General features: G+C 73.5%; 27 protein-coding genes. 19 read left to right on the top strand and 8 right to left on the bottom strand.

Annotated elements, in window-relative coordinates; translation table 11 throughout:
• Positions 1 to 155 precede the first annotated feature (155 nt).
• A complete protein-coding gene (locus ACFPZN_RS25310; protein WP_378284647.1) occupies positions 156 to 755 on the top strand; it encodes a nitrate reductase molybdenum cofactor assembly chaperone in 600 nt (199 codons plus the stop codon).
• A gap of 83 nt (positions 756 to 838) precedes the next feature.
• Here ACFPZN_RS25310 and ACFPZN_RS25305 read toward each other — a convergent pair whose 3' ends face one another.
• From ACFPZN_RS25305 to ACFPZN_RS25290, 4 genes are all read right to left on the bottom strand, one after another.
• The gene (locus ACFPZN_RS25305; RefSeq protein WP_378284646.1) at positions 839 to 1,168 is read right to left on the bottom strand and encodes an FmdB family zinc ribbon protein; all 330 of its coding nucleotides are present in this window, start codon (positions 1,166 to 1,168) and stop codon (positions 839 to 841) included.
• Between the two features lie 119 nt (positions 1,169 to 1,287).
• Positions 1,288 to 2,772 (bottom strand): potassium/proton antiporter, encoded by a 1,485-nt coding sequence (locus ACFPZN_RS25300; RefSeq protein WP_378284645.1) that lies wholly within the window; start codon positions 2,770 to 2,772, stop codon positions 1,288 to 1,290.
• Positions 2,773 to 2,904: 132 nt separating this feature from the next.
• On the bottom strand, positions 2,905 to 3,894 hold the full coding sequence (locus tag ACFPZN_RS25295) for an NAD(P)-dependent oxidoreductase (RefSeq protein WP_378284644.1): 990 nt from the start codon (positions 3,892 to 3,894) through the stop codon (positions 2,905 to 2,907).
• Positions 3,895 to 3,965: 71 nt separating this feature from the next.
• Entirely contained in the window at positions 3,966 to 4,547 is a 582-nt protein-coding gene (locus tag ACFPZN_RS25290; protein WP_378284643.1) for a 5-formyltetrahydrofolate cyclo-ligase, read from the bottom strand.
• A gap of 33 nt (positions 4,548 to 4,580) precedes the next feature.
• Between ACFPZN_RS25290 and galU the strand changes: the two genes are divergently transcribed.
• The 4 genes from galU to ACFPZN_RS25270 are packed head-to-tail and all read left to right on the top strand — an operon-like array spanning position 4,581 to position 7,731.
• Positions 4,581 to 5,504, top strand: coding sequence for a UTP--glucose-1-phosphate uridylyltransferase GalU (gene galU / locus ACFPZN_RS25285; RefSeq protein WP_378284642.1), 924 nt, complete (start codon positions 4,581 to 4,583; stop codon positions 5,502 to 5,504).
• Positions 5,505 to 5,532: 28 nt separating this feature from the next.
• A complete protein-coding gene (gene glp, locus ACFPZN_RS25280; RefSeq protein ID WP_378284641.1) occupies positions 5,533 to 6,750 on the top strand; it encodes a molybdotransferase-like divisome protein Glp in 1,218 nt (405 codons plus the stop codon).
• Positions 6,747 to 7,229, top strand: a complete 483-nt coding sequence (gene moaC, locus ACFPZN_RS25275; RefSeq protein WP_378284640.1) for a cyclic pyranopterin monophosphate synthase MoaC — start codon at positions 6,747 to 6,749, stop codon at positions 7,227 to 7,229. Before glp ends, moaC begins: the two co-directional genes overlap by 4 nt.
• A 28-nt stretch (positions 7,230 to 7,257) precedes the next feature.
• Positions 7,258 to 7,731 carry a MogA/MoaB family molybdenum cofactor biosynthesis protein gene (locus tag ACFPZN_RS25270; RefSeq protein ID WP_378284685.1) on the top strand — a complete coding sequence of 158 codons (474 nt, stop codon included), beginning with the start codon at positions 7,258 to 7,260 and terminating at the stop codon, positions 7,729 to 7,731.
• Between the two features lie 18 nt (positions 7,732 to 7,749).
• Here ACFPZN_RS25270 and ACFPZN_RS25265 read toward each other — a convergent pair whose 3' ends face one another.
• Positions 7,750 to 8,328, bottom strand: a complete 579-nt coding sequence (locus ACFPZN_RS25265) for a nicotinamidase (protein ID WP_378284639.1) — start codon at positions 8,326 to 8,328, stop codon at positions 7,750 to 7,752.
• A 165-nt stretch (positions 8,329 to 8,493) separates the two neighbouring features.
• Positions 8,494 to 9,828: a nicotinate phosphoribosyltransferase gene (locus ACFPZN_RS25260; RefSeq protein WP_378284638.1), complete on the bottom strand. Its 1,335-nt coding sequence runs from the start codon at positions 9,826 to 9,828 to the stop codon at positions 8,494 to 8,496.
• Between the two features lie 252 nt (positions 9,829 to 10,080).
• On the opposite strand from ACFPZN_RS25260, the gene clpS reads away from it, so the two are divergent.
• The 10 genes from clpS to ACFPZN_RS25210 all read left to right on the top strand — a co-directional run bounded on the left by clpS (position 10,081) and on the right by ACFPZN_RS25210 (position 17,078).
• Complete coding sequence (clpS, locus tag ACFPZN_RS25255) at positions 10,081 to 10,377, top strand: ATP-dependent Clp protease adapter ClpS (protein WP_378284637.1); 297 nt, start codon at positions 10,081 to 10,083, stop codon at positions 10,375 to 10,377.
• A gap of 44 nt (positions 10,378 to 10,421) precedes the next feature.
• Positions 10,422 to 10,958 (top strand): DUF2017 domain-containing protein, encoded by a 537-nt coding sequence (locus ACFPZN_RS25250; RefSeq protein WP_378284636.1) that lies wholly within the window; start codon positions 10,422 to 10,424, stop codon positions 10,956 to 10,958.
• A 158-nt stretch (positions 10,959 to 11,116) separates the two neighbouring features.
• A complete protein-coding gene (locus ACFPZN_RS25245) occupies positions 11,117 to 12,151 on the top strand; it encodes an MEDS domain-containing protein (RefSeq protein WP_378284635.1) in 1,035 nt (344 codons plus the stop codon).
• A 59-nt stretch (positions 12,152 to 12,210) separates the two neighbouring features.
• Positions 12,211 to 12,639, top strand: a complete 429-nt coding sequence (locus ACFPZN_RS25240; protein ID WP_378284634.1) for a M67 family metallopeptidase — start codon at positions 12,211 to 12,213, stop codon at positions 12,637 to 12,639.
• A gap of 116 nt (positions 12,640 to 12,755) precedes the next feature.
• Complete coding sequence (locus ACFPZN_RS25235; protein ID WP_378284633.1) at positions 12,756 to 12,911, top strand: hypothetical protein; 156 nt, start codon at positions 12,756 to 12,758, stop codon at positions 12,909 to 12,911.
• An 89-nt stretch (positions 12,912 to 13,000) separates the two neighbouring features.
• Positions 13,001 to 13,273, top strand: coding sequence for a MoaD family protein (locus ACFPZN_RS25230; RefSeq protein ID WP_378284684.1), 273 nt, complete (start codon positions 13,001 to 13,003; stop codon positions 13,271 to 13,273).
• Between the two features lie 18 nt (positions 13,274 to 13,291).
• The gene (locus ACFPZN_RS25225) at positions 13,292 to 14,239 is read left to right on the top strand and encodes a PLP-dependent cysteine synthase family protein (protein WP_378284632.1); all 948 of its coding nucleotides are present in this window, start codon (positions 13,292 to 13,294) and stop codon (positions 14,237 to 14,239) included.
• Positions 14,240 to 14,376: 137 nt separating this feature from the next.
• Entirely contained in the window at positions 14,377 to 15,177 is an 801-nt protein-coding gene (locus ACFPZN_RS25220) for a thioesterase family protein (protein ID WP_378284631.1), read from the top strand.
• A 197-nt stretch (positions 15,178 to 15,374) separates the two neighbouring features.
• On the top strand, positions 15,375 to 16,298 hold the full coding sequence (murI, locus tag ACFPZN_RS25215; RefSeq protein WP_378284630.1) for a glutamate racemase: 924 nt from the start codon (positions 15,375 to 15,377) through the stop codon (positions 16,296 to 16,298).
• A gap of 30 nt (positions 16,299 to 16,328) precedes the next feature.
• Entirely contained in the window at positions 16,329 to 17,078 is a 750-nt protein-coding gene (locus ACFPZN_RS25210; protein ID WP_378284629.1) for an MBL fold metallo-hydrolase, read from the top strand.
• On the opposite strand, the gene ACFPZN_RS25205 is transcribed toward ACFPZN_RS25210, so the two are convergent.
• Entirely contained in the window at positions 17,075 to 17,821 is a 747-nt protein-coding gene (locus ACFPZN_RS25205) for an aquaporin (protein WP_378284628.1), read from the bottom strand. The genes ACFPZN_RS25210 and ACFPZN_RS25205 overlap by 4 nt on opposite strands.
• Before the next feature lie 131 nt (positions 17,822 to 17,952).
• Here ACFPZN_RS25205 and rph point away from each other — a divergent pair, with 131 nt between their 5' ends.
• The 4 genes from rph (at position 17,953) to ACFPZN_RS25185 (ending at position 20,923) form a co-directional block, all read left to right on the top strand.
• Positions 17,953 to 18,672: a ribonuclease PH gene (gene rph, locus ACFPZN_RS25200; RefSeq protein WP_378284626.1), complete on the top strand. Its 720-nt coding sequence runs from the start codon at positions 17,953 to 17,955 to the stop codon at positions 18,670 to 18,672.
• Positions 18,669 to 19,295 (top strand): RdgB/HAM1 family non-canonical purine NTP pyrophosphatase, encoded by a 627-nt coding sequence (gene rdgB / locus ACFPZN_RS25195; protein WP_378284625.1) that lies wholly within the window; start codon positions 18,669 to 18,671, stop codon positions 19,293 to 19,295. The genes rph and rdgB overlap by 4 nt, the downstream gene beginning before the upstream one ends.
• 642 nt (positions 19,296 to 19,937) lie before the next feature.
• Complete coding sequence (locus ACFPZN_RS25190; protein ID WP_378284624.1) at positions 19,938 to 20,474, top strand: SigE family RNA polymerase sigma factor; 537 nt, start codon at positions 19,938 to 19,940, stop codon at positions 20,472 to 20,474.
• Positions 20,471 to 20,923: a hypothetical protein gene (locus ACFPZN_RS25185; protein ID WP_378284623.1), complete on the top strand. Its 453-nt coding sequence runs from the start codon at positions 20,471 to 20,473 to the stop codon at positions 20,921 to 20,923. Before ACFPZN_RS25190 ends, ACFPZN_RS25185 begins: the two co-directional genes overlap by 4 nt.
• An 11-nt stretch (positions 20,924 to 20,934) precedes the next feature.
• Here the strand turns inward: ACFPZN_RS25185 and ACFPZN_RS25180 are convergent, their stop codons facing one another.
• Complete coding sequence (locus ACFPZN_RS25180) at positions 20,935 to 21,810, bottom strand: MEDS domain-containing protein (protein WP_378284622.1); 876 nt, start codon at positions 21,808 to 21,810, stop codon at positions 20,935 to 20,937.
• Positions 21,811 to 21,879 lie beyond the last annotated feature (69 nt).

Below are 21,879 nucleotides of genomic sequence, written 5' to 3'. Positions count from 1 at the left end.
AGGAGTGAGCGCGCGTACCTCTCCAGGGTCATCGCGGCGGCCGCCGCTCCCCCCTGAGAAGTAGGGCAAAGCTCTGGAACCGGACTCAGGTGAACGTGGTCCAACGGGACGGAGAAGATCCGAAGACCCACTCACTCCGATCCGACGGGGGACCGGTGGACACCGTGGTGTGGCGGGCGGCCTCGCTGCTGCTCTCGTACCCTGACCAGCGCCTGTACGACCGGCGGCCGATGCTGCGCACGGCGGTCGCCGACCTGCCGGACGGGGTCGCGCGGCGCCGCCTGGACGCCTTCCTCGACCATCTCGACCGGACCCCGCCGATGGGGCTGACCGTCCACTTCCTGGACGTGTGCCGCGGCGGGCGCCTCCTCCTTCTGGCGGATCACCGTGAGGAGGAGGAGCGGCGCATGGCGCGGGCCCGTCTCGCCGACCTCTACCGGGCCTACGACCACGACATGGACGACGAGCCTCCGGACTCCCTGCCGGCGATGCTGGAGTACGCGGCGCTGTGCGCGGACGACTGGCTCCTGCGTGAGCATCAGGTCGCCCTGGAACGGCTACACGCGGCCCTGGACGCGAAGGGCAGCCCTTACACGGTTCTCGTGGAGGCGGTGCGCGCCACGCTCATGCGGCCGCCGAATACCGCGAGGCGAGTACATACTGCGAGAGGTGTACGCGGCTGCGTCGCGCGCGCAGGGCGCGCCCACAGGGACCTCGCTCTCGCGACGTTCCTTCAGGACGGGGAGCGTTCGTAACGCCGAATGGCCGGCGGTTCACGCCGGCTGGAAACGGGACGATCGCGGCAGGCCCGTCCTGGACGGGCCTGCCGGAACCGGGCTCAGGCCACCTTCTCCGAGGAGGACGAGGAGGAGGTGGAGGAAGAAGAGGACGACGACGTCGAGTCCTTGGAGCTCGAGGACGACGAGTCGGGCTTCTTGGCGTCCGAACCGCTCGACGACGAGGCCGCGGTCGAGGACGACGACGAGCCGGAACCGCGGCTGTCGGTGCGGTAGAAGCCCGAGCCCTTGAAGATGATGCCCGCCGCCGAGAAGACCTTGCGGAGACGGCCGGTGCACGCCGGGCACTCGGTCAGCGCCGCGTCGCTGAACTTCTGCACGACCTCAAGGGGTTCGCCGCACTCGGTGCAAACGTACTGATACGTCGGCACGGTTTCCTCCTCGCCGCCTCAGCCCGGGCTGATCCCGTGCTGGCACTCAACTCAATCGACTGCTAATCGTACCCGTGCATTGAACACGATTCGCCGCCGCCCTGTTCCCGGCCACCCCGTCAGTGGCCGGTCTCGCCGAACCAGCCGGCCAGCTTGCCGCGCCGGCTGACCGCGCGCAGCCGCCGTTCCGCCGCGTCCCGCACCTTGTCGGTGGAGACGACCAGGAGGGTGTCGCCGGCGCGCAGCGAGGTGGTGGGCTCGGGGACGAAGCTGCTGCCGTCCCGCACGACCAGGGTGACCGAGGCGCCCTGCGGCAGCCGCAGCTCGAAGATCTCCACGCCGTTCAGCTGGGAGTCCTGGGGGACCCGGACCTCCAGCAGGTCGGCGTGCAGTTCCTCCAGCGGGGCGGCCTCCACGTCCAGTTCCCGGGCCTCCTCGTCGGGCTGCAGCCGGCACCAACGCGCGGCCAGCGGCAGCGTGGGGCCCTGCAGCGCGGTGAACAGCACCACGATGTTGAACACGATCGCGAACAGCGCGGCGGAGCCGGGGACCTCCTCGACCATGGGGATGGTGGCCAGCACGATCGGGACGGCGCCGCGCAGCCCGGCCCACGACGCGAAGATCTTCTCTCCCAGCGAGAGCTTGAAGCCGATCGTGGACAGCATCACCGACAGCGGCCGCGCCACCAGCAGCAGGACGGTCCCGATGGCCAGGGCGGGGATGACCTGCCCGGGGAGGTCGCCGGGCGAGGCCAGCAGTCCCAGCAGCACGAACACGCCGATCTGCGCGAGCCAGCCGATGCCCTCGGCGAAGCCGCGGGTGGCGGGACGGTGCGGCAGCCGGGAGTTGCCCAGGACCAGCGCGCTCACGTACACGGCGAGGAAGCCGCTGGCGTGGGCCAGGGCCGCGGCCCCGTAGGAGCCGATCGCCAGCGACATGACGGCGATCGGGTAGAGGCCGGAGGCGGGCAGCGCGACGCGGCGCAGCACCAGCGCGCCGAGCCAGCCGATGAGGATCCCGATGATGCCGCCGGCGACCAGCTCGTACACCATGACGGCGGCCAGTTCGAGCAGGTTGGGGGCGGCGGCGTGGGTGCTGAGCGCGATGACGACGATCACGACGGGAGCGTCGTTGATGCCGGACTCGGCCTCCAGCAGCCCGGTCAGCCGGGACGGCAGCGGCAGCCGGCGCAGTACGGAGAACACCGCGGCCGCGTCGGTGGGGGCGAGCACGGCGGCGAGCAGGAACGCCAGCCGCCAGTCCATGCCCAGCATCCAGGCGGCCGCGACCGCGACGACCACGATGCTGATCAGCGTGCCGATGGTGGCGACGGCCACGGCGGCGGGGACGGAGGGTTTGACGTGCCGCCAGTTGGTGGTGATGCCGCCCTCGGCGAGGATCAGGACGAGGGCGGCGAGCCCCAGGATCTCGGCGAGTTCGACGTTGTCGAAGTTGATGTGGAGCGGGCCGCCCTCGCCGATGAACAGGCCGATGCCCATATAGGCGAGCAGCGTGGGCAGCCCGAGGCGGTGGGACAGCCGTACAGCGACGATCGCGCACAGTACGAGGCTGGCCCCGAGGAGTAGCCAGATGTCGAGATGCACATCCCACCCTTCGGGTCGCGGAGCCGAGGGCCGGCACGGAAGCTGATCGTTTAGGGATCCTACAGATACATGTGCTGATCACATAATGTCGGCTGACGGGACGGGGGCGGAAACGGCGCGGTGGGGGCCTGTTCAGCGCCGTCTGACCTGCGGATCTATTCCGTTTACGACATTTGTCACAGGGCGTCCGGTGACCGCCGCTCCGACGTTGTCCCGCACCGCCGAGATCACCTTGATCTGCGCCTGCCCGGTTCCGCCCGCGACATGCGGTGACAGCAGCACGTTCTCGTGCGAGCGCAGCGGATGACCCGCGGGCGGCGGCTCCGCCTCGAACACGTCCAGCGCCGCCCCGGCCAGCCGCCCCGACTCCAGCGCCGCCAGGATCGTCTCGTCCGGGACGATCCCGCCGCGCGCCACGTTCACCAGCAGCGCCTTCTCCGGCAGCAGCGCCAGCCGGTCCGCGTCCAGCAACCCGGCCGTGTCCGGGGTCAGCGGCAGCGCCAGCACGAGGATGTCGGAGCAGGCGAGGAGGTCGTCCAGCTCCCGGTAGGTCGCCGCGGCCTCCGGGCGGCGGCGCCGCGACCAGTACGACACCGCGCAGCCCAGCGCCCCGAACAGCCGGGCCGCCTCCACCCCGATCGGGCCGAACCCGACGATCCCCACCCGCTGGGTGTGGATCTCGCGGGCGCCGAGGGCCAGCAGCTCCTCCTGCGGCCATCCGCCCTCGCGCACGCCCCGGTCGGCCCGCACCAGGTGGCGGCAGAGCGCGAACGCCGCGCCGACCGCCCATTCCGCGACCCCGCGGGCGTTGGCGCCGGCGGCGTTGGCCACCGGGACGCCCGCGGCGGCGAGCGCGGCGGTGTCCACGGAGTCGGTCCCGACGCTGGGGGTCTGCACGAACGCCAGCCGCGGCGCCGCGGCCACCGCCTCGGCGTCCAGCCGCAGCAGCCCGGTGTAGTCGGCGACGATCAGCTCGGCGGCCGGGAGCGCGGCGAACAGCCCGTCCCGGTCCCGGACGGCCGGGAAGAGCAGCTCCACCGCGTCGCCGAGCGGCGCCAGCAGCCCCTTCATCAAGTCCTCGCCGATCGGGGCGAGGGTGAGGATCCGCCACGGTGCCGTCATCTGAGACCTCCGGGATGTGGGTCCGGTCACGGGGCTGTCATGCTAGATCCACACCGGAGCGACGTCCCGTTTCAGGCGAGGCGCACCAGGCCCTCGGACGGCGTCACGGCCGCCCGGACGTGCCGGTCGTGCGGCTCGGCGGGCAGCCGGTCGACCAGCTCGCCGTCGTATACCAGACCGACCGTCAGGATCGCCGGACCGACTCTGGCCAGCGCCCGGTCGTAGGACCCGCCGCCCCGCCCGAGCCGCACCCCCGCGCGGTCCACGGCGAGGGCCGGGGCCAGCACGACGTCGGCGCTCGCCACCGCGTTCGCCCCGCGCGCGGGCTCGGTCGGCTCCAGCAGCCCGCGCGGCCCCGGGGCCAGCGAGTCGGGGCCCTCGTAGGACGCCCAGTCGAGGTCGCCGTCCGGCAGCAGCCTCGGGAGCAGCACATACGTCCCGCGCTTCCACAGCGCGAACAGCAGGCCGCGGGTGTCCGGCTCCGTCCCGACCGACACGTACGCCGCGACCGTCCCGGCCATCTCCAGCTCCGGCACGCCGAGCAGCGCGTCGCGCAGCGAGCGCGCCGCCGCGGCGCGCGCCTCCGGCTCCATGGCGGCCCGCCTGGCCAGTAGTTCCGCGCGGAGGCCGGTCTTAGGGGCGATCTGCTGCACGCTGCGCTCCTCCGAGATGACTAAGGTCTGTTCATGGCCGACTTCGAACCTGTTCTCAAGGCGGTCGTCCCGGCGGCCGGCCTCGGTACCCGATTCTTGCCCGCCACCAAGGCGACTCCCAAAGAAATGCTGCCCGTCGTCGACAAACCGGCGATCCAGTACGTCGTCGAGGAGGCGGTCGCCGCCGGACTCACCGACGTCTTGATGATCACAGGCCGGAGCAAGCGGTCCATCGAGGACCACTTCGACCGGGCCTACGAGCTGGAAGAGGCGCTGCGCGCCAAGGGCGACGACGAGCGTCTCGGCGCCGTCCGCGAGTCCAGCGACCTGGCCATCATGCACTACGTCCGGCAGGGCGACCCGCGCGGCCTCGGCCACGCGGTGTACTGCGCCCGCCAGCACGTGGGGAACGAGCCGTTCGCGGTGCTGCTCGGCGACGACATGATCGACGCCCGCGACCAGCTGCTCACCCGCATGATCGACGTGCGGCGCCGGTACGGCGGCAGCGTGGTGGCGCTCATGGAGGTCGAGCCCGACCAGGTCTCCGCCTACGGCTGCGCCGCCATCGAGGGCACCGACGAGGACGACGTCGTCAAGATCACCGACCTGGTGGAGAAGCCGCCCGCCGGCGAGGCCCCCAGCAACTGGATCATCATCGGCCGGTACGTCTGCGACCCCGCGGTCTTCGACGTCCTGGAGAAGACCCCGCCCGGCCGCGGCGGCGAGATCCAGCTGACCGACGCGCTGCGCACCCTCGCCGACATCCCGGTCGAGAACGGCGGCACCGTCTACGGGGTGAAGTTCCGCGGCCGCCGCTACGACACCGGCAACAAGCTGGAGTACCTGCGGACGGTCGTGCAGTTCGCCTCCGAGCGGCCCGACCTGGCGCCCGAGTTCATGCCCTGGCTGCGCGAGTTCGTGGCGCGGCACGGCGTGGAGACGTCCGAGGAGTCGTGACGGCACGTCACACTGGGGAACCGTGGGCATGAGAACGGTCGACGAGCATCTCGCGGACATCCTGGCCGCCGTGCCGGTGGTGCCGCCCCTGAGCGTGGCCCTGCTGGAGGCGCGCGGCGCGGTCCTGGCCGAGCCGGTGGAGGCGCCGGTCCCGCTGCCGCCCTTCGACAACTCGGCGATGGACGGTTACGCGGTGGTCGCGGCCGACGTGGCCGCGGCCAGCGAGGCCGATCCGGCGGTGCTGCCCGTGATCGGCGACATCGCGGCGGGCGATCCGGGCGTGTCGGCGATCCGGCCCGGGCTGACCGCCCGGATCATGACCGGCGCGCCGATGCCGGCCGGGGCGGACGCGGTCATCCCCGTGGAGTGGACGGACGGCGGCGCCGCCACCGTCCGGATCACCCGTCCCGCGCCGCCCGGCCACTACATCCGGCGGGCCGGCGAGGACGTGCTCGCCGGCCAGGTCGTGGTGGACGCGGGCACCCGGCTCGGTGCGACGCAGCTGGGCATGCTGGCCGCGGTCGGGCGCTCCCACGTGCTGGTGCGGCCCCGGCCGCGCGTGGTCGTGCTGTCCACGGGCACCGAGCTGCGCGAGCCCGGCTCGCCGCTGGCGCCCGGCGAGATCTGGGACTCCAACAGCTTCATGCTGACCGCCGCCGCGATGGAGGCGGGCGCGGTCGGCTTCCGGCAGGAGACCGTCGGGGACGAGCCGGAGAAGGTCCGCGAGACGATCGAGGACCAGCTGGCCCGCGCCGACGCGATCGTCACCTCCGGCGGCGTGTCGATGGGCGCCCGGGACGTGGTGAAGGAGGTCTTCACCGCGGAGGGCGCCGGCGGGCCGGTGGTGTTCGGCAAGGTCGCGATGCGTCCGGGCAAGCCGCAGGGGTTCGGGCTGCTGCAGGGCACGCCGATCTTCACGCTGCCGGGGAACCCGGTGAGCGCCTACGTCTCGTTCCAGGTCTTCGTGCGGCCCGCGCTGCGCGCCATGCAGGGCCTGCCGCCCGAGCCGCTGCCCACGGTCGGCGCCGTGATCACCGAGGACGTCAAGTCGCCGGCCGGGATGCGGCACTTCATGCGCGGGCGGCTGTCGTACCACCGGGGTACCTACTCGGTGACCCCGGCCGAGGGGCAGGGGTCGCACCAGCTGCGGTCGCTGTCGTCGGCCGACGCGCTGATCGTCCTGCCCGAGGACGCCGAGGCGGTCCCGGCCGGCTCCACCGTCGACGTCATGAGGATGCCATCATGAGCCTGGGTTCGGAATTCACCCATCTGGACGCGACGGGCGCGGCGCGGATGGTCGACGTGTCCGCCAAGGACGTCTCGACGCGCACCGCGACCGCCACCGGGTTCGTGCGGCTCGCCGCCGGGACGGTCGCCGCGCTGCGCGCCGGGGACGTCCCCAAGGGCGACGCGCTGGCGGTGGCGCGGATCGCCGGGATCATGGCGGCCAAGCGGACGCCCGACCTGGTCCCGCTGTGCCATCCGATCGCGCTGCACGGCGTCGAGGTGACGCTGGAGGTGCGGGACGACGGGGTGGCGATCGACGCGCTGGTGCGCACCGCCGACCGGACGGGCGTGGAGATGGAGGCGCTGACCTCGGTGATGGTCGCGGCGCTCGCGCTGATCGACATGGTGAAGGCGCTCGACCCGGGCGCGGTGGTCACCGACGTGCGGGTGGAGGAGAAGACCGGCGGGAAGACGGGGGTGTGGCGGCGTGGCGGCTGACGCGGGCGGGGCCCGGCTGCTGCGGGTCATGGCGGTCACGGTGTCCAACCGGGCCGCGGCCGGGATCTACGCCGACAAGTCCGGCCCGGTGCTGGTGGAGCTCCTGGAGGACCTCGGCTGCCAGGTGGACGGCCCCGTGGTCGTCCCCGACGGGGAGCCGGTCCTGGAGGTGCTGCGGGACGCCGTCGAGCAGGGCTACGACGCCGTCGTCACCTCGGGCGGCACCGGACTCACCCCCACCGACCAGACCCCGGAGATGACCCGGCGGGTGATCGAGCGGGAGGTCCCCGGGATCGCCGAGGCGATCCGGCTGGAGGGCCGCGACAAGGTGCCCGCCGCGATCCTGTCGCGCGGGCTGGCCGGGACCGCGGGCCGCACCCTGATCGTCAACCTGCCCGGGTCGACCGGCGGCGTCCGGGACGGGATGGCCGTGCTGGGCGGGGTGCTCGCGCACGCCGTCGACCAGATCCGCGGCGGCGACCACCCGCGTCCCACCGGCTGAGCCCCTCCGACCCCGCGGTCAGCCGTTCAGCACCGGCGTCCCGGCCAGGGTGACGCCCGCCGAACGCAGCTCCTCCAGCGCGAGCTCGGTGGTCTCCGGCGACACGCCCGCGGTGAGGTCGAGCAGCACGGTCGTGCCGAGCCCGGCGCGGACGGCGTCGGCCGCCGTGGCGCGCACGCAGTGGTCGGTGGCGATCCCGACGACGTCGACGCGGTCGACGCCGCGCTCGCGCAGCCAGTCGGCCAGCGCCTCGTCCCGGTCGGTCGCGCCCTCGAACCCGCTGTAGGCGGCCGTCTCCCGGCCCTTGCTGAACACCGCCTCGATCGGGCCCAGCGACAGGTTGGGGTGGAAGTCGGCGCCCTCGGTGCCGATCACGCAGTGCGGCGGCCAGCTGGCGGCGAAGTCGGGGGTGTCGGAGAAGTGCGCGCCGGGATCGAGGTGGAAGTCCCGCGTCGCCACGATGTGCCGGTACTCCGGCCGGTGCTCGGCGATGTGCGCCGAGATGGCCGACGCCACCCCCGCGCCGCCCGCCACGGCCAGCGAACCGCCCTCACAGAAATCGTTCTGCACGTCCACGATGATCAGAGCCTTGCCCATGCTCACTCTCCTCCTGCGACGTCGTACGGGGTTCGGTTCCCCAGCGAACCGCGCGGTTCTTCGCAGGAATCGTTCTGCACGTCCACGATGATCAGAGCCTTGCCCATGACCACTCCTTGATCAGGTCCCCCGAAGATCCCCGGTATCCCCGGACACTGATCGACGCTACCCCAGCGGGCGCGGCCCGCCCTCGACGAACTCGGTCGGGATCGCGGGCGAGCCCTTGGACAGCTGCAGCGCCGTCGGCGGCAGCTCGCGCAGCGCCCGCGCGTGCCGCTCCCGGGCCTCGCCCAGGGGCTCGCGGCCGACCACGACGCCGTCGCGGACCAGCGGCGCGAGCAGCACCCGGTCGCGCGGGCCCGGCGCCGGCTCGCCCGTGGCGATCACCTCGGCGTACGCGGTGCCGTGCGCGTCCAGGCGGCGCACCGCGGACTTGCGGCCGCCGCGCGTCGGCTTGCCCGTGGACCGCTTGGCGACCGGGCGCATCGGCGCGTCGCCGCCGGGCCCGTCGGCGCGCGCCACCAGCTTGTAGACCAGCGACGCGGTCGGCGCCCCCGACCCGGTGACCAGGGACGTCCCGACGCCGTAGCCGTTGACGGGCGCGGCCGCCAGCGCGGCGATGCCGTACTCGTCCAGGTCGCCGGTGACGACGATCCGGGTGTCGCGGGCGCCCAGCGCGTCCAGCTGGTCGCGCACCTGCCGGGCCATCACGCCCAGATCGCCGCTGTCGATCCGCACCGCGCCGAGCGACGGCCCCGCCAGCTCCACCGCGGCGCGCACCGCCCGCTCGACGTCGTAGGTGTCGACCAGCAGGGTCGTGCCCTCGCCGAGCGAGGCCAGCTGCGCCTTGAACGCGTGCCGCTCGCTGTCGTGCAGCAGCGTGAACGCGTGCGCGCTGGTCCCGGCCGTGGGCACCCCGTACCGGCGGCCCGCCGCCAGGTTGGAGGTGGTGCCGAACCCGGCGATGTACGCGGCGCGCGCGGCGGCGACCGCGGCCATCTCGTGGGTGCGGCGCGACCCCATCTCGATCAGCGGCCGGCCCTGGGCGGCCTGCGCCATCCGGGACGCCGCCGACGCGATCGCGCAGTCGTGGTTCAGGATGGACAGCGACAGCGTCTCCAGCAGGACGGCCTCGGCGAACGTCCCCTCCACCACCAGGATCGGCGATTCCGGGAAATAGCACTCGCCCTCGGGGTAACCCCAGATGTTCCCGGAGAACCGGAACGACTCCAGCCATTCCGCGGTGGGCTCGTCCACGATGCCGCGCGAGGTGAGGAACTCCAGCGCGGGGCCGTCGAAGACGAACGCCTCGATCGCGTCCAGCAGCCGCCCGGTCCCCGCGACGACGCCGTAGCGGCGGCCCGCGGGCAGGCTCCGCGCGAACACCTCGAAGACCGCGCGCCGTCCCGCCGTCCCGCTGCTCAGCGCGGCCTGCAGCATGGTCAGCTCGTACTGGTCGGTCAGCAGCGCCGTGCCGCCGCCAAGGTCGCCATGGTCCACAGGTGGAACCCTAAGGCCCACTGCGGGCACCATGGACGTGCAGGCCACCACACCCCAGGACGGCGCGGGGCAAAGCGGATGTGCAGGCCACACCTGCTGACTCCTGGGGCGGCGCGGGGCGAAGTGGACATGCGAGCCGCACCGCCGGACTCGGGGCGGCACGGGGGCGAATAGCATCGGTGCGGTGGGCGCACGGACTCGGCGGGGAAGGGACGGTCGCGAGGAGATGACGGGCGCGAGCGGAGCGGGCCGATGAGCACGGCACCGGCACCGGTCGAGCTGGAACGGCCGGACGTCGGGGAGGACCAGAGCGCCGACCGGCCGTGGCTGGCCATCGTGTGGAACGACCCGATCAACCTGATGTCGTACGTGACGTACGTGTTCCAGACCGTGTTCGGCTACCCCAAGCCGAAGGCGGAGAAGCTCATGCTGGACGTCCACCACAAGGGCCGCGCGGTGGTCGCCAACGGCACCCGCGAGGAGATGGAGCGCGATGTGGAGATCCTCCACTCCTACGGCCTGTGGGCGACGGTCAAACGCGACGACTAGCCGTCCCCCGGGACGGAGCCGAGTGGGACGGGGCGGAGAGCGCGATGAGCATTGTCGAGCAGACGAGGAAGGGCGTCCGGATCCGGCTGGAGGCCGAGGAGGCCGCGCTCGTCCGGGCGCTGATGGAGCAGTTGCTGGAGTTGCTGGGCGACGCGCCGGACCCCGGTGACGAGCTGGCCGCGGTCGGCATCGCCGAGAAGGCGACCAAGCCGGAGGACCCGGTGCTGGCCCGGCTGTTCCCGGACGCCTACCGCGAGGACGGGGAGGCGGCCGGGGAGTTCCGCCGCTACACCGAGATGGGGCTGCGCGACGGCAAGCGGGAGGCCGCGAACACCGTGCTGGCCTCGCTGGGCGACGTGACGTCCAAGGGCGCGGAGACGGTGCTCGGCAAGGAGCAGGCGCAGGCGTGGCTGCGGGCGCTGAACGACGTGCGCCTGGCGCTGGGCACGCGGCTGGACATCTCGGAGGAGTGGTACGAGGAGGCGGCGCGGCTGGATCCGCACGACCCGCGCACCGCGATGTTCGCCGCCTACGACTGGCTGACGATGCTGCAGGAGAGTCTCGTCCAGGCCATGTCGTGACCGTCCGCGGCGGGCGGTGACGGTGCGCGCAGGCCGGTGACCGTGCGCGATGCGGCGGTCGCGGGGGCGAACCGATGGCCGTCTCCGGCCACCCGCCCTTGTGGATTACTACACAATGTCCCGGCCTGGTCGCTTTGGGTGTTGGTACCTTGATCACTATGGCGTTCTCTGGGGCCGGCGAGGCGGTCGGCCGGATGGAGCTCGGCGACCATCTCTGCCTGCCGTACGCGCATGCCGACGAGCGGCGTGCCGTTCTGCTGGCGTACGTGCGGGGCGGGCTGGCCGCCGGTCACAAGATCGTTTATGTGGCGGAGCGGGATTCCCACGACGTGCTCCCGGACTGCCTGCGTCCGGTGCCCGCGCGGCTGGAGCCGTTCGCGGACGCGGAGCCCCCGCGCCCGGCGGCGCTCGATCCGGGGCGCGCGCTGGAGAGCGGCCGCCTGGTCCTGCGGACCGCGGCGGAGATCGCCGGGGCCACCGGCGGCTACGACCCCGACGAGCTGATGGGCCTGATCGCGACGGAGATCGAGCTGGCGCTCGTGCAGGGCTACCGCGGCCTCCGGCTGACCGGGGAGCGGCCCCTGGCGTGGCCGGGCGTCCCGGAGCCGGACGGCGCGGCGGGGGCGACCCCCGGCGGCACGGGCGCGGCCGGCGGTGCCGGCGGTGCCGGCGCGGACGCCGCGGCCCTCGCCGGCCAGGAGGCGGCCGAGCGGTTCGCCGCGTGCGAGCGCCGCATCGCGGAGGTCTTCCGCGCCACCCGCCCGCAGGCGATGATCCTCTGCCAGTTCGAGCGGTGCCGCCTCGACGCCGTCCGGCTGGAGGAGCTGGAGTCCTGGCACCGCGCCCGGGTCCGCGCCGACGACCTGTACGACGACGGGCGGCTGCGCGCCGCGCCGCTGTTCGGCCCGCCGGGGCTGGCGCTGTCGGGCCGGCTCGACGCCGCCACCCGCGCCGCGCTCGACCGCGTCCTGGCGCTGCTGCCGCCGGGCGCCGGGCTGGTCTGCCTGGAGATGTCCGGTGTCACGGCGTGCGACGAGGAGGGCCTGCGCCGCGCCGTCGAGGCCGGGCGCACCAGCGGCGGCCGGCAGCGCCAGGTCCTGCTGCGCGGGGTGTCGCCGCGGCTGGCCGGGATGCTGCGCGACACCGGCCTGGAGCGGGCGCCGGGCGTGACGATCGAGGAGCTCGCCCGCTGAACGTCCCGCGGCCGCCTGCGGAGCGGGACGCGGGAGGAGCTGAGGGTAGCCTTCGGGACATGCTGACGATCGAACGTGCCCTGGTTGACAAGATCATCGCGCATGCGCGCGCCGACCACCCGGACGAGGCATGCGGGATCGTGGCCGGACCGGAGGGGTCGGACCGGCCCACCCGGTTCATTTCGATGACCAACGCCGAGCGGTCCCCGACCTACCACAACTTCGACTCGACGGAGTGGTTGCAGGTGGACCGGGAGATGGACGACAACGACGAGGAGATGATCGTCCACTACCACTCCCACACCTCGACGGAGGCCTACCCGTCCCGGACCGACCTCGGCTACCTGCGCTCCTCGCTGGCCGACCCGCGCGTGCACCGGGTGATCGTCTCCACCCGCGACCCGCACGAGGTGGAGTTCCGCTCCTACCGGCTGGTGGACGGCGAGGCGGTCGAGGAAGAGGTCGTCATCGTCGAGGCGTACGAGTGACCCGAGCGCCCCGTGCGGCGGACGCGGCCCGCGTGGCACGTGTGACCTGCGACGGCGGCGCCGCCGGGCCGAGGTCGGCCGGGAGGGGGCCCGGCGGGCCCGGTAAACTGGGGGTCATGCGGAGCAGCGGGCAGCGAGCGGGCGCCGGGCGCCCCGGCGGTGTCCGCGGCGTCTCCGTGCGCAGGTCATCGGATCCGGCGTGCGCCGTGCCGCCCGTGCAGAGCTTCCTGTTCGGCCACTCGCGCGCCGAGGTCGTCTACGACTGTCGCTGACGCGCGATCCCGCCCGGAATTCCCCCGCGCCCCGCCCTGTTGACATGCCGTGGGCGGGGAGCCCGTACGACCTGAAGGAGATCTTCGCGATGGCGATCGAGGTCCGGATCCCGACGATCCTGCGCAACCTCACCGGCGGCGACAAGGCCGTCGACGGCAAGGGCGGCACGCTCGACGAGCTCATCTCGGACCTGGACGTCCGGCATCCTGGCCTGCGCGCCAAGCTGGTGGACGAGAAGGGTCTGCGCAAGTTCGTCAACGTCTACCTGAACGACGAGGACGTGCGCTTCCTCGGCGGGCTGGAGACCGAGGTGTCCGACGGCGACAGCGTCACCATTCTCCCGGCCGTCGCCGGCGGCTGAGCCGGGGCCCGTGCCGACATGCGCTTCGACTCACTGCTGGAATCCCTGGGCCGTACCCCGCTGGTCGGCCTGCCCCGGTTGTCGCCTAGCCCCGAGGTGCGACTGTGGGCCAAATTGGAGGACCGCAACCCGACCGGCTCGGTGAAGGACCGGCCGGCGTTCTGGATGATCGACAAGGCGGAGAAGGACGGGCTGCTGACGCCCGGCTGCACGATCCTGGAGCCCACCTCCGGGAACACCGGCATCTCCCTGGCCATGGTCGCCAAGCTGCGCGGCTACCGGATGGTCTGCGTGATGCCGGAGAACACCTCGGCCGAACGCCGCCAGCTGCTGGAGATGTGGGGGGCGGAGATCATCTCCTCCCCGGCGGCCGGCGGTTCCAACGAGGCCGTCCGGGTGGCCAAGCGGCTGTCCGCCGAGAACCCCGACTGGGTGATGCTGTACCAGTACGGGAACGAGGCCAACGCGCTGGCGCACTACGAGACGACCGGCCCGGAGATCCTGGAGGACCTGCCGTCGGTCACGCACTTCGTGGCCGGCCTCGGCACCACCGGCACGCTGATGGGCGTCGGCCGCTTCCTGCGCGAGCGGGTGCCCGGCGTCAAGATCGTGGCGGCCGAGCCCCGGTACGGGGAGCTGGTCTACGGGCTGCGCAACATCGACGAGGGGTTCATCCCCGAGCTGTACGACGAGTCGGTGCTGACCACCCGGTTCTCCGTGGGTTCGCGGGACGCGCTGCGCCGTACCCGCGAGCTGCTGGAGCAGGAGGGCATCTTCGCCGGCATCTCCACCGGCGGGGCGCTGCACGCCGCGCTGGGCATGGCGGCCAAGGCGGTGAAGGCCGGTGAGCGGGCCGACATCGCGTTCGTCGTGGCCGACGGCGGCTGGAAGTACCTGTCCACCGGCGCGTACGGCGGCACCCTGGAGGAGGCCGAGGCCCGCCTCGAAGGCCAGCTCTGGGCCTGACCGGCCGTCGCCGGGGGGCGCTTTGCGCGACTGCGGAGCCGAACGGCATACTCGAACGCGATTCTAGGAAGGTCTCGGGGGACCCGGCCCGCGCCGCGCGCGGGCCGGGTCCCGCGACCGGAGTCCGGAGAGTGCGGATGAGCAGGTTCGGGGACGCGATCGCGATCAGGCGGGTGGCCGAGGGCCGGTACGAGGCCGACCTCGACGGCGGGTTCGCCATCGGCGGAGCCCTCAACGGCGGCTACCTGATGGCCCTGCTCGCCCGCGCGGCCGTGGACGTGTCGCCGCACGCGCACCCGGTGTCCACCGCCGCCGCGTTCCTGCGGGTCGCCAAGGCCGGCCCGGCCGAGATCCACGTCGACACCCGCAAGACCGGCCGCACCGCCGCCACCTCCCGGGCCACCCTCGTCCGGGACGACAAGCCCCTGGTGGAGGCGCTGATCACCACCGGCACCCTGGAACCCGGCACCGAGCCGTCCTGGGCCGGCGAGCCGCCCGCGCCCGCGCTGCCGCCCTACGACCAGTGCCCCGACTTCCGCAGCGGCGACGAGCGCGACCGCGGCTTCGCCGACCAGGTCGACATGCGCTACGACCCCGCCACCATGGGCTGGCTGGACGGGCAGCCGCTGGGCCGTCCCGAGGTCAGGGCCTGGTTCGAGTTCGCCGACCCGTACGAGCCGGACGCCTACGCGCTGGCCCTGGCGGTGGACGCGCTGCCCCCGGTCGCGTTCAACCTGGGCTTCCGCGGCTGGGCCCCGACCGTGGAGCTGACCTGGCACATGCGCGCGGTGCCCGCCCCCGGGCCGCTGCAACTGCACGGCGGCGGCCGGCTGCTGGCCGGCGGCTGGTTCGACGAGGAGGTCGAGGTGTGGGACTCCGCCGGCCGCATGGTCGCGCAGAGCCGCCAGCTCGCCCGCGTCGGGCGTCCCGGGAGCTGACACGGCGCGCCCGGACGCCGGTAAAGAAGCAACGTCCGGGCGTGGTTCCGTCCTGACACGTCGTTGACCGCGCCGTTGCCGGCGGACACGAGACCGCCGCACCGCCGGGCGAATGATGGCGGTTTCAGCTGTGTGACCGTGTGATGTACGACGCATGACGCGCCTGTACGGCGGGTTCTCGCCTAGCCTTGTGGACCATGTCAGATTCTTTCTGGGAGGGCGACCTCCCAGACTCTCCGGCGCAAGCCGGTCTGGCCGAGGCTCCGATCGGCATCTTCGACAGCGGTTTCGGCGGACTGACCGTAGCCCGCGCGATCCTCGACCAGCTGCCGAACGAACCGGTGGTCTACCTCGGCGACTCGGCCCGCCAGCCGTACGGGCCCCGGCCGATCGCCCAGGTCCGGGCGTTCGCGCTGGAGATGCTGGACGAGCTGGTCTCCGAGGGCGTCAAGATGCTCGTCATCGCGTGCAACAGCGCCAGCTCGGCGATGCTCCGCGACGCCCGCGAACGCTACGACGTGCCGGTCGTCGAGGTGATCAACCCGGCCACCCGGCGGGCCGCCCGCGCCACCCGCAACGGCAGGGTCGGCCTGATCGCCACCCGCGCCACCGTGACCAGCCGGGCCTACGAGGACTCCTTCGCCGCCGCCCCGCACATCGAGCTGGTCTCCGCCGCGTGCCCGCGCTTCGTCCAGTACGTCGAGTCCGGTGTCACGATGAGCGAGGAACTCCTGGACGACGCCCGCGGCTACCTCGCCCCGATCGTCGAGGCCGGCTGCGACACCCTCATCCTCGGCTGCACCCACTACCCATTGCTAACCGGCGTGATCTCGTATGTCGTGGGAGACGGGGTCACACTGGTCTCAAGTGCCGACGAGACCGCCAAGGACGTCTATCGCGTGCTGCACGACGAGGGGCTGGCCCGCGCGGAGGCGTTGCCGCCTCCCGCGCACCGGTTCCGCGCGACCGGGGACCCCGCCGTGTTCGCCGCGCTGGGCCGCCGTTTCCTGGGGCCGGAGATCGGTCTGGTCGAGGCCGCCGAGAGTAAGGCTCCCACCGCGTTTCGGGCGAAGCCTGGGGGATCTGGGGGTCCGCCCCCAGAGGAGGCTCTGACCACCTGATTCCTCGGGGACCCAAGAGGAGGAGTGAGCGTGCGGGTCACTGTGATCGGCTGCTCCGGCAGCTTCCCGGGGCCGGAGAGCCCCGCGTCCTGCTATCTGATCCAGGCCGAGGGGTACTCCCTGCTGCTCGACCTGGGCAACGGGGCGCTGGGCACGCTGCAGCGCTTCCAGCCGCTGTACGACATCGACGCGATCTGCCTGTCGCACCTGCACGCCGATCACTGCCTCGACCTGTGCGGATACTGGGTGGCGCGCACCTACTGCCCGAACGGCCCGCTGCCCCGCATCCCGGTGCACGGCCCCGCCGCCACGCCGCAGCGGATGGCGCGCGCCTACGACCTGGAACCCGACCCGGGCATGTCGGGGACCTTCGACTTCCACACGCTGCGCCGCGGCCCGTACGAGATCGGCCCGTTCCGGGTGACGACGGCGCTGATGCCGCACCCGGTGGAGGCGTTCGCGTTCCGGATCGAGTACGGCGACCGGGTGGTGGCCTACTCCGGTGACACCGGCCCCTCGGCGGACCTGGTCGACCTGGCCCGGGACGCCGACCTGTTCCTGTGCGAGGCGTCGTTCCTGACCCAGCCCGACCTGCCCGACGACCTGCACCTGACCGCCCGGGAGGCGGGCGAGCACGCGGCCCGCGCCGACGTCGGCCGGCTCGTCCTCACCCATCTGGTGCCGTGGAACGATGCGCAGCGCTCGCTCATGGAGGCCAAGGCCAGCGGCTTCGGCGGCGAGATCGCCCTGGCCCACGTCGGCCTCACCTACGAGCTCTAACGCCTGCCGTCGCCCTGGCCGTCGTTCCCGCCCTCGCCTCTGCCGCCGCCGGCGGGCTCCTCGGGGGCGGGTTCGTTGGGGGTCCGGTCCTTGAAGGTGCGCAGGTACGGCTCGGCCAGCGCCGCCAGCACGCCGCCGAGCAGCGGGGCGAGGATGAACAGCCACACCTGCGCCAGCGGCGTCGTCCCGCCGAACAGCGCCGGGCCGATCGACCGGGCCGGGTTGACCGAGGTGCCGGTCAGCGGGACCCCGATGAGGTGGACCAGGCCGAGGGTGAGGCCGTACGCCAGCCCGTCGAAGCCGTAGACGTCGTTGCGCCGGGTCACCATCAGGAACACCAGCACCAGCATGAAGGTCAGGATGACCTCCAGGATGAAGGCCCCGCCCGCGTTGATCTTCTCCCCGTAGCTGTTGGCGCCGTTCACCTGCATCGTCGCCCCGCCCACCGCCGCGACCAGCCGGATCAGCGCCATCCCGACGATGCCGCCGATGACCTGCGCGACGATGTAGACGCCCGCCTCCACCGGCGGGATCCGGCGCGCCACCAGCATCCCCAGCGTGATCGCCGGGTTGACGTGCGCACCCGACACCGGGCCGATCGCGTACGCCAGCCCCAGCAGCACGAACGCGAACGCCAGCGCCACCCCCAGCGTGCCTATCTGGGCCAGCCCGAACACCGCGCTGCCCACGCCCATGAACACCAGCAGCGCGGTGCCCGCCCCCTCGGCGATGTACCTGTTCATCGGATAGGTCCCCCCGTCATGACTCCCCGTCATTAATAGCCACCGAGCGTGAGATCATGCCGCTTTCAGGCGGGTTCCGGTGGACGCCGGACGTGCCGGACGCGGGCCCCCGGGGGACTAGGCTTGAGCGCATGGCCCGTCCAGATGATCGCGCTGCCGACCAGCTCCGTCCCGTCCGCTTCCAGCGCGGCTGGCTCGACCACGCCGAGGGCTCGGTGCTGGTCGAGTTCGGCGGCACGCGGGTGCTGTGCGCCGCCTCGGTGCAGGACTCGATACCGCGCTGGCGCCGCGACAGCGGGATGGGCTGGGTCACCGCGGAGTACGCGATGCTGCCCCGCGCCACCAACACCCGCAACGACCGCGAGTCGGTGAAGGGCCGGCTCGGCGGCCGCACCCAGGAGATCTCCCGGCTCATCGGCCGGTCCGTCCGGGCCTGCCTGGACTTCAAGGCGCTCGGGGAGAACACCGTCCAGCTCGACTGCGACGTGCTGCAGGCCGACGGCGGCACCCGCACCGCCGCGATCACGGGCGCGTACGTGGCGCTGGCCGACGCGATCGAGTGGATGCGCAAGCGCGGCATGTGCAAGGGCGATCCGCTGGTGGCCTCGGTGTCGGCGATCAGCGTCGGCGTGGTCGCCGGGCAGCCCCGGCTCGACCTCTGCTACGAGGAGGACGTCGCCGCCGAGACCGACATGAACGTCGTGTGCACCGGCGACGGCCGTTTCGTCGAGGTCCAGGGCACCGCGGAGGGCGCCCCGTTCGACCGCGCGGAGCTGGACGCGCTGCTCGACCTGGCGGCCGGCGGCTGCGCCGACCTGACCCGGATGCAGAGCGAGGTCCTCGGACGGTGACCACGATCGTCCTCGCCTCCCGCAACCGGGCCAAGATCGCCGAGCTGGACCGCATCCTCACCGGGCAGGGCATCGAGGTGGCCGGGCTGCAGTCCTTCCCCGACGCCCCCGAGGTGCCCGAGACCGAGCTGACCTTCGAGGGCAACGCGCTGCTGAAGGCCCGCGCGATCGCCGCGCACACCGGCCTCGCCGCCGTGGCCGACGACTCGGGCCTGTGCGTGGACGCCCTCAACGGCATGCCGGGCGTGCTGTCGGCCCGCTGGTCGGGCCGGTTCGGCGACGCCGCCGCCGACAAGGACCGCGCCAACCTCGACCTGGTCCTCGACCAGCTCGGCGATGTCGGCGACGAGCACCGCGGCGCGCATTTCGTCTGCGCCGCCGCACTGGTGGTGCCGGGCGGCGCCGAGCACGTCGTCGAGGGGCGCATGCACGGCCACGTGATCCGCGCGCCGCGCGGCACGGGCGGCTTCGGCTACGACCCGATCTTCGTCCCGGAGAACGACACCCGGACCACCGCCGAGCTGTCGGCGGAGGAGAAGGACGCGATCAGCCACCGCGGCCGGGCGTTCCGGGCACTGGCCGAGCTGCTGCCCGGGGCCCTCGCCACCGCCGGCTCGCTCTGACCCGCCGCCGGGCCCCGTTCGTCCGCCGTCCGAGGGAAATCTCGAAGGCGTGACAACCGCGGGGCCCGGGCCGGGGGTTTAGGGGGGTGTACGGAAACGTCCCCCCGAGGAGCGACATGATCGACAAGCGTCCACGCCGCCGGCTGGTGCTCGCGGCGGCCGGCCTCGGCGCCGTCGGCGCGCTGACGGCCGGGCTGTGGCTGGCCGCCGCCCCTGACGAGACCCCCACGCAGACGCGGCAGGTCGCGGCGCGCTCCGACGGGCGCACCACTTCCCCGCCCGCCACCCCCGTCCCGGTCCCCTGCCCCACCCGGACGCCGGACCCCTCCCGACCCCCCACCCCCACGGCCAGGCCCATTCCGTCCAACGCGGTGCCACACCCGCCGACTCCTTCGGCCCGGCCCGTTCCGTCCAACGCGGTGCCGCGTCCGCCTGAGCCGACTTCTACGGCGAGGCCCGTTCCGTCTGACGCGGTGCCGCGGCCGTCTGAGCCCACGTCGCCGCCGGTGCGGTGCGTGTCGCCGGGCGAGCGGCCGTCCCAGCCTGTGCCCACGCCCACGAGGACCGCGCCGGAGCCGCGCCCGCCGGGCGTGCCGACGCCCGTCCCGTCCCGGCTGCCGGAGTAGGTGCGGTCTGTTCACGGTGAACGCGCGGGAGGCCCGCGGAGCGGAGATCACGTTCGAGGAGTTCGTGACCGCCACCGCGGGCCGGCTGCTGCGCACCGCGGTGTTCCTCGTGTACGACCGGCACCTCGCCGAGGACCTCCTCCAGATCGCCTACGAACGCGTCGCGCGGCGCTGGCACCGGATCGCCGCCGGGGAGCCCGAGGCGTACGCGCGCAAGGTGCTGGTGAACCTGGCCATCGACGAGAACAGGCGGCGGTCCCGGCGGCGGGACGTCCCGGCCGGCGCGGCCGCCGACCTGGAGCGGCTCGCCGGGGCGCCCGCCGGTCCGGGACCCGTGCCGGGCGGCGACCTCGACGAGGTGCTGCGCGCGCTGCCGGTGAAGCAGCGCGCGGTGGTCGTGCTGCGGTACTGGTGCGACCTGAACGAGCAGGAGATCGCCGACGCCCTCGGGATCTCGCGGGGCACGGTGAAGAGCCACACCGCGCGCGCCATGGCCGCCCTGCGCCGCCATGTCGACGCCGCGCGGGGCGAGGGAGGAGGGCCGGGCGCGTGAACGACGACCTCGAGACCCTGGTGCGCGAGCACTACCGGCGCGCCGCGGACGGCATCCACCCGGACCCGGCCCTGCTGCACCGGCTCCAGAACCCCGGCGACGCCGGGGAGTCCGCCGCGCGGCGGGCGCCCGGTCCGGGACGGCGCAGGCTGTTCCGGTGGGCGGTGCCGGTGCTCGCCGCCGTGGCCGTCGCGCTGGTGTTCCTGTGGCCCGCGGACGAACGGCCCTCGGCGCCGCGGCCGATCAGCCCGCCCAGCGAGGCCCCGGTCATGCCCGTGCCGAGCCCGTCCGTGCCTGCGCCGATGGGTACCGCGCCGTCCCCGCGGTGGCCCGCGCCGTCGCGGCCGCCGCGTGCGACGCAGCCGGTGCCCGCCGTCCCCGGGATCGGCCCGAGTCCTTCGCGGTCCGGCGTGCCGACCGCCTCGCCCACGGCCCAGGGCCGCCCCTGAACCGAGGGCGGTCAGGTGCCCAGGCGCAGGCCCGGCAGCATGTGCCAGCCGACCGTCTCCATCAGGGTCCGCAGCTGCGGGGACAGGTGGTCGAGGACGAGCGGGGCGCGGTTGCCGGGATGGCCGGCCGTCCGGGCCAGGATGTTGAGGGAGCCCAGATCGATGAAGCCGAGCCCGCCCAGGTCGAGGTGCACCTCCTCGTCGCCCGCGCTCTTCATCACGGTCGCCAGCGCCTGGACGAGCACGGAGTGGCGGGACGCGTCGAGCTCGCCGGAGAAGGCGAGCCCCGGGGGCTGGAAGGTGCGCACGACGCGGAGCACAGGGTCCTCGAATTCGGGGTCGGGGGCGACCGCGATCCCGTGCGCGGCGCCGAGGGCGTCCAGCTCGGCGGGGGCGCAGCGGAGGCGGTCGAACTGGCACACGGCCGTGGCGCCGCCGGATCCGATCAGCAGGTCGATGTCGCGCTCGCAGCGCAGCAGCCGCTCCAGGCCGTCGGGCAGGTGCAGCGCCCAGGTCAGGTCGGCCGCGATCCGCAGGCCGCGCCCGCCGGCCCTGGCGAGCTCGCCGGCGATGGTCCGCAGCAGCACGTCGGGGTACGCCGCCGCGCCGGGGCGTCCGGCGGCGCGGTCGAGGGCGACGACGTGCAGCCGTTCCGCCCCGGCGACCGGGCCGTTCCCCGGCGGCAGGCCGGGCACCGTCACGGGCGCGCTGCCCGCGAGGTAGAGGACCGCGTCACCGGCGGCCAGCCCGGCCCGGACGAAGGCGCCGGTCACATGGTGCCGCTCCGCCTCGCCCGCGTACGCCAGCCAGCCGTGGTCGCCGGGCCGCAGCCCGCCGACCTTGCACACGGGCCGCCCCGGCTTGCGGACGGACCAGAGGGTCTCCATGACGCCACCCGTCCCGTCTCCACCTCGTACCGGACCTCGGACCGAACCGCGTTCTGCGGCCATGCCCAA

The organism is Actinomadura rugatobispora, assembly GCF_042656285.1.
Taxonomy (GTDB): domain Bacteria; phylum Actinomycetota; class Actinomycetes; order Streptosporangiales; family Streptosporangiaceae; genus Spirillospora; species Spirillospora rugatobispora.
The sequence above is the reverse complement of the archived record's forward strand: the minus strand, read 5'-3'. Positions and strand labels throughout refer to the sequence as shown.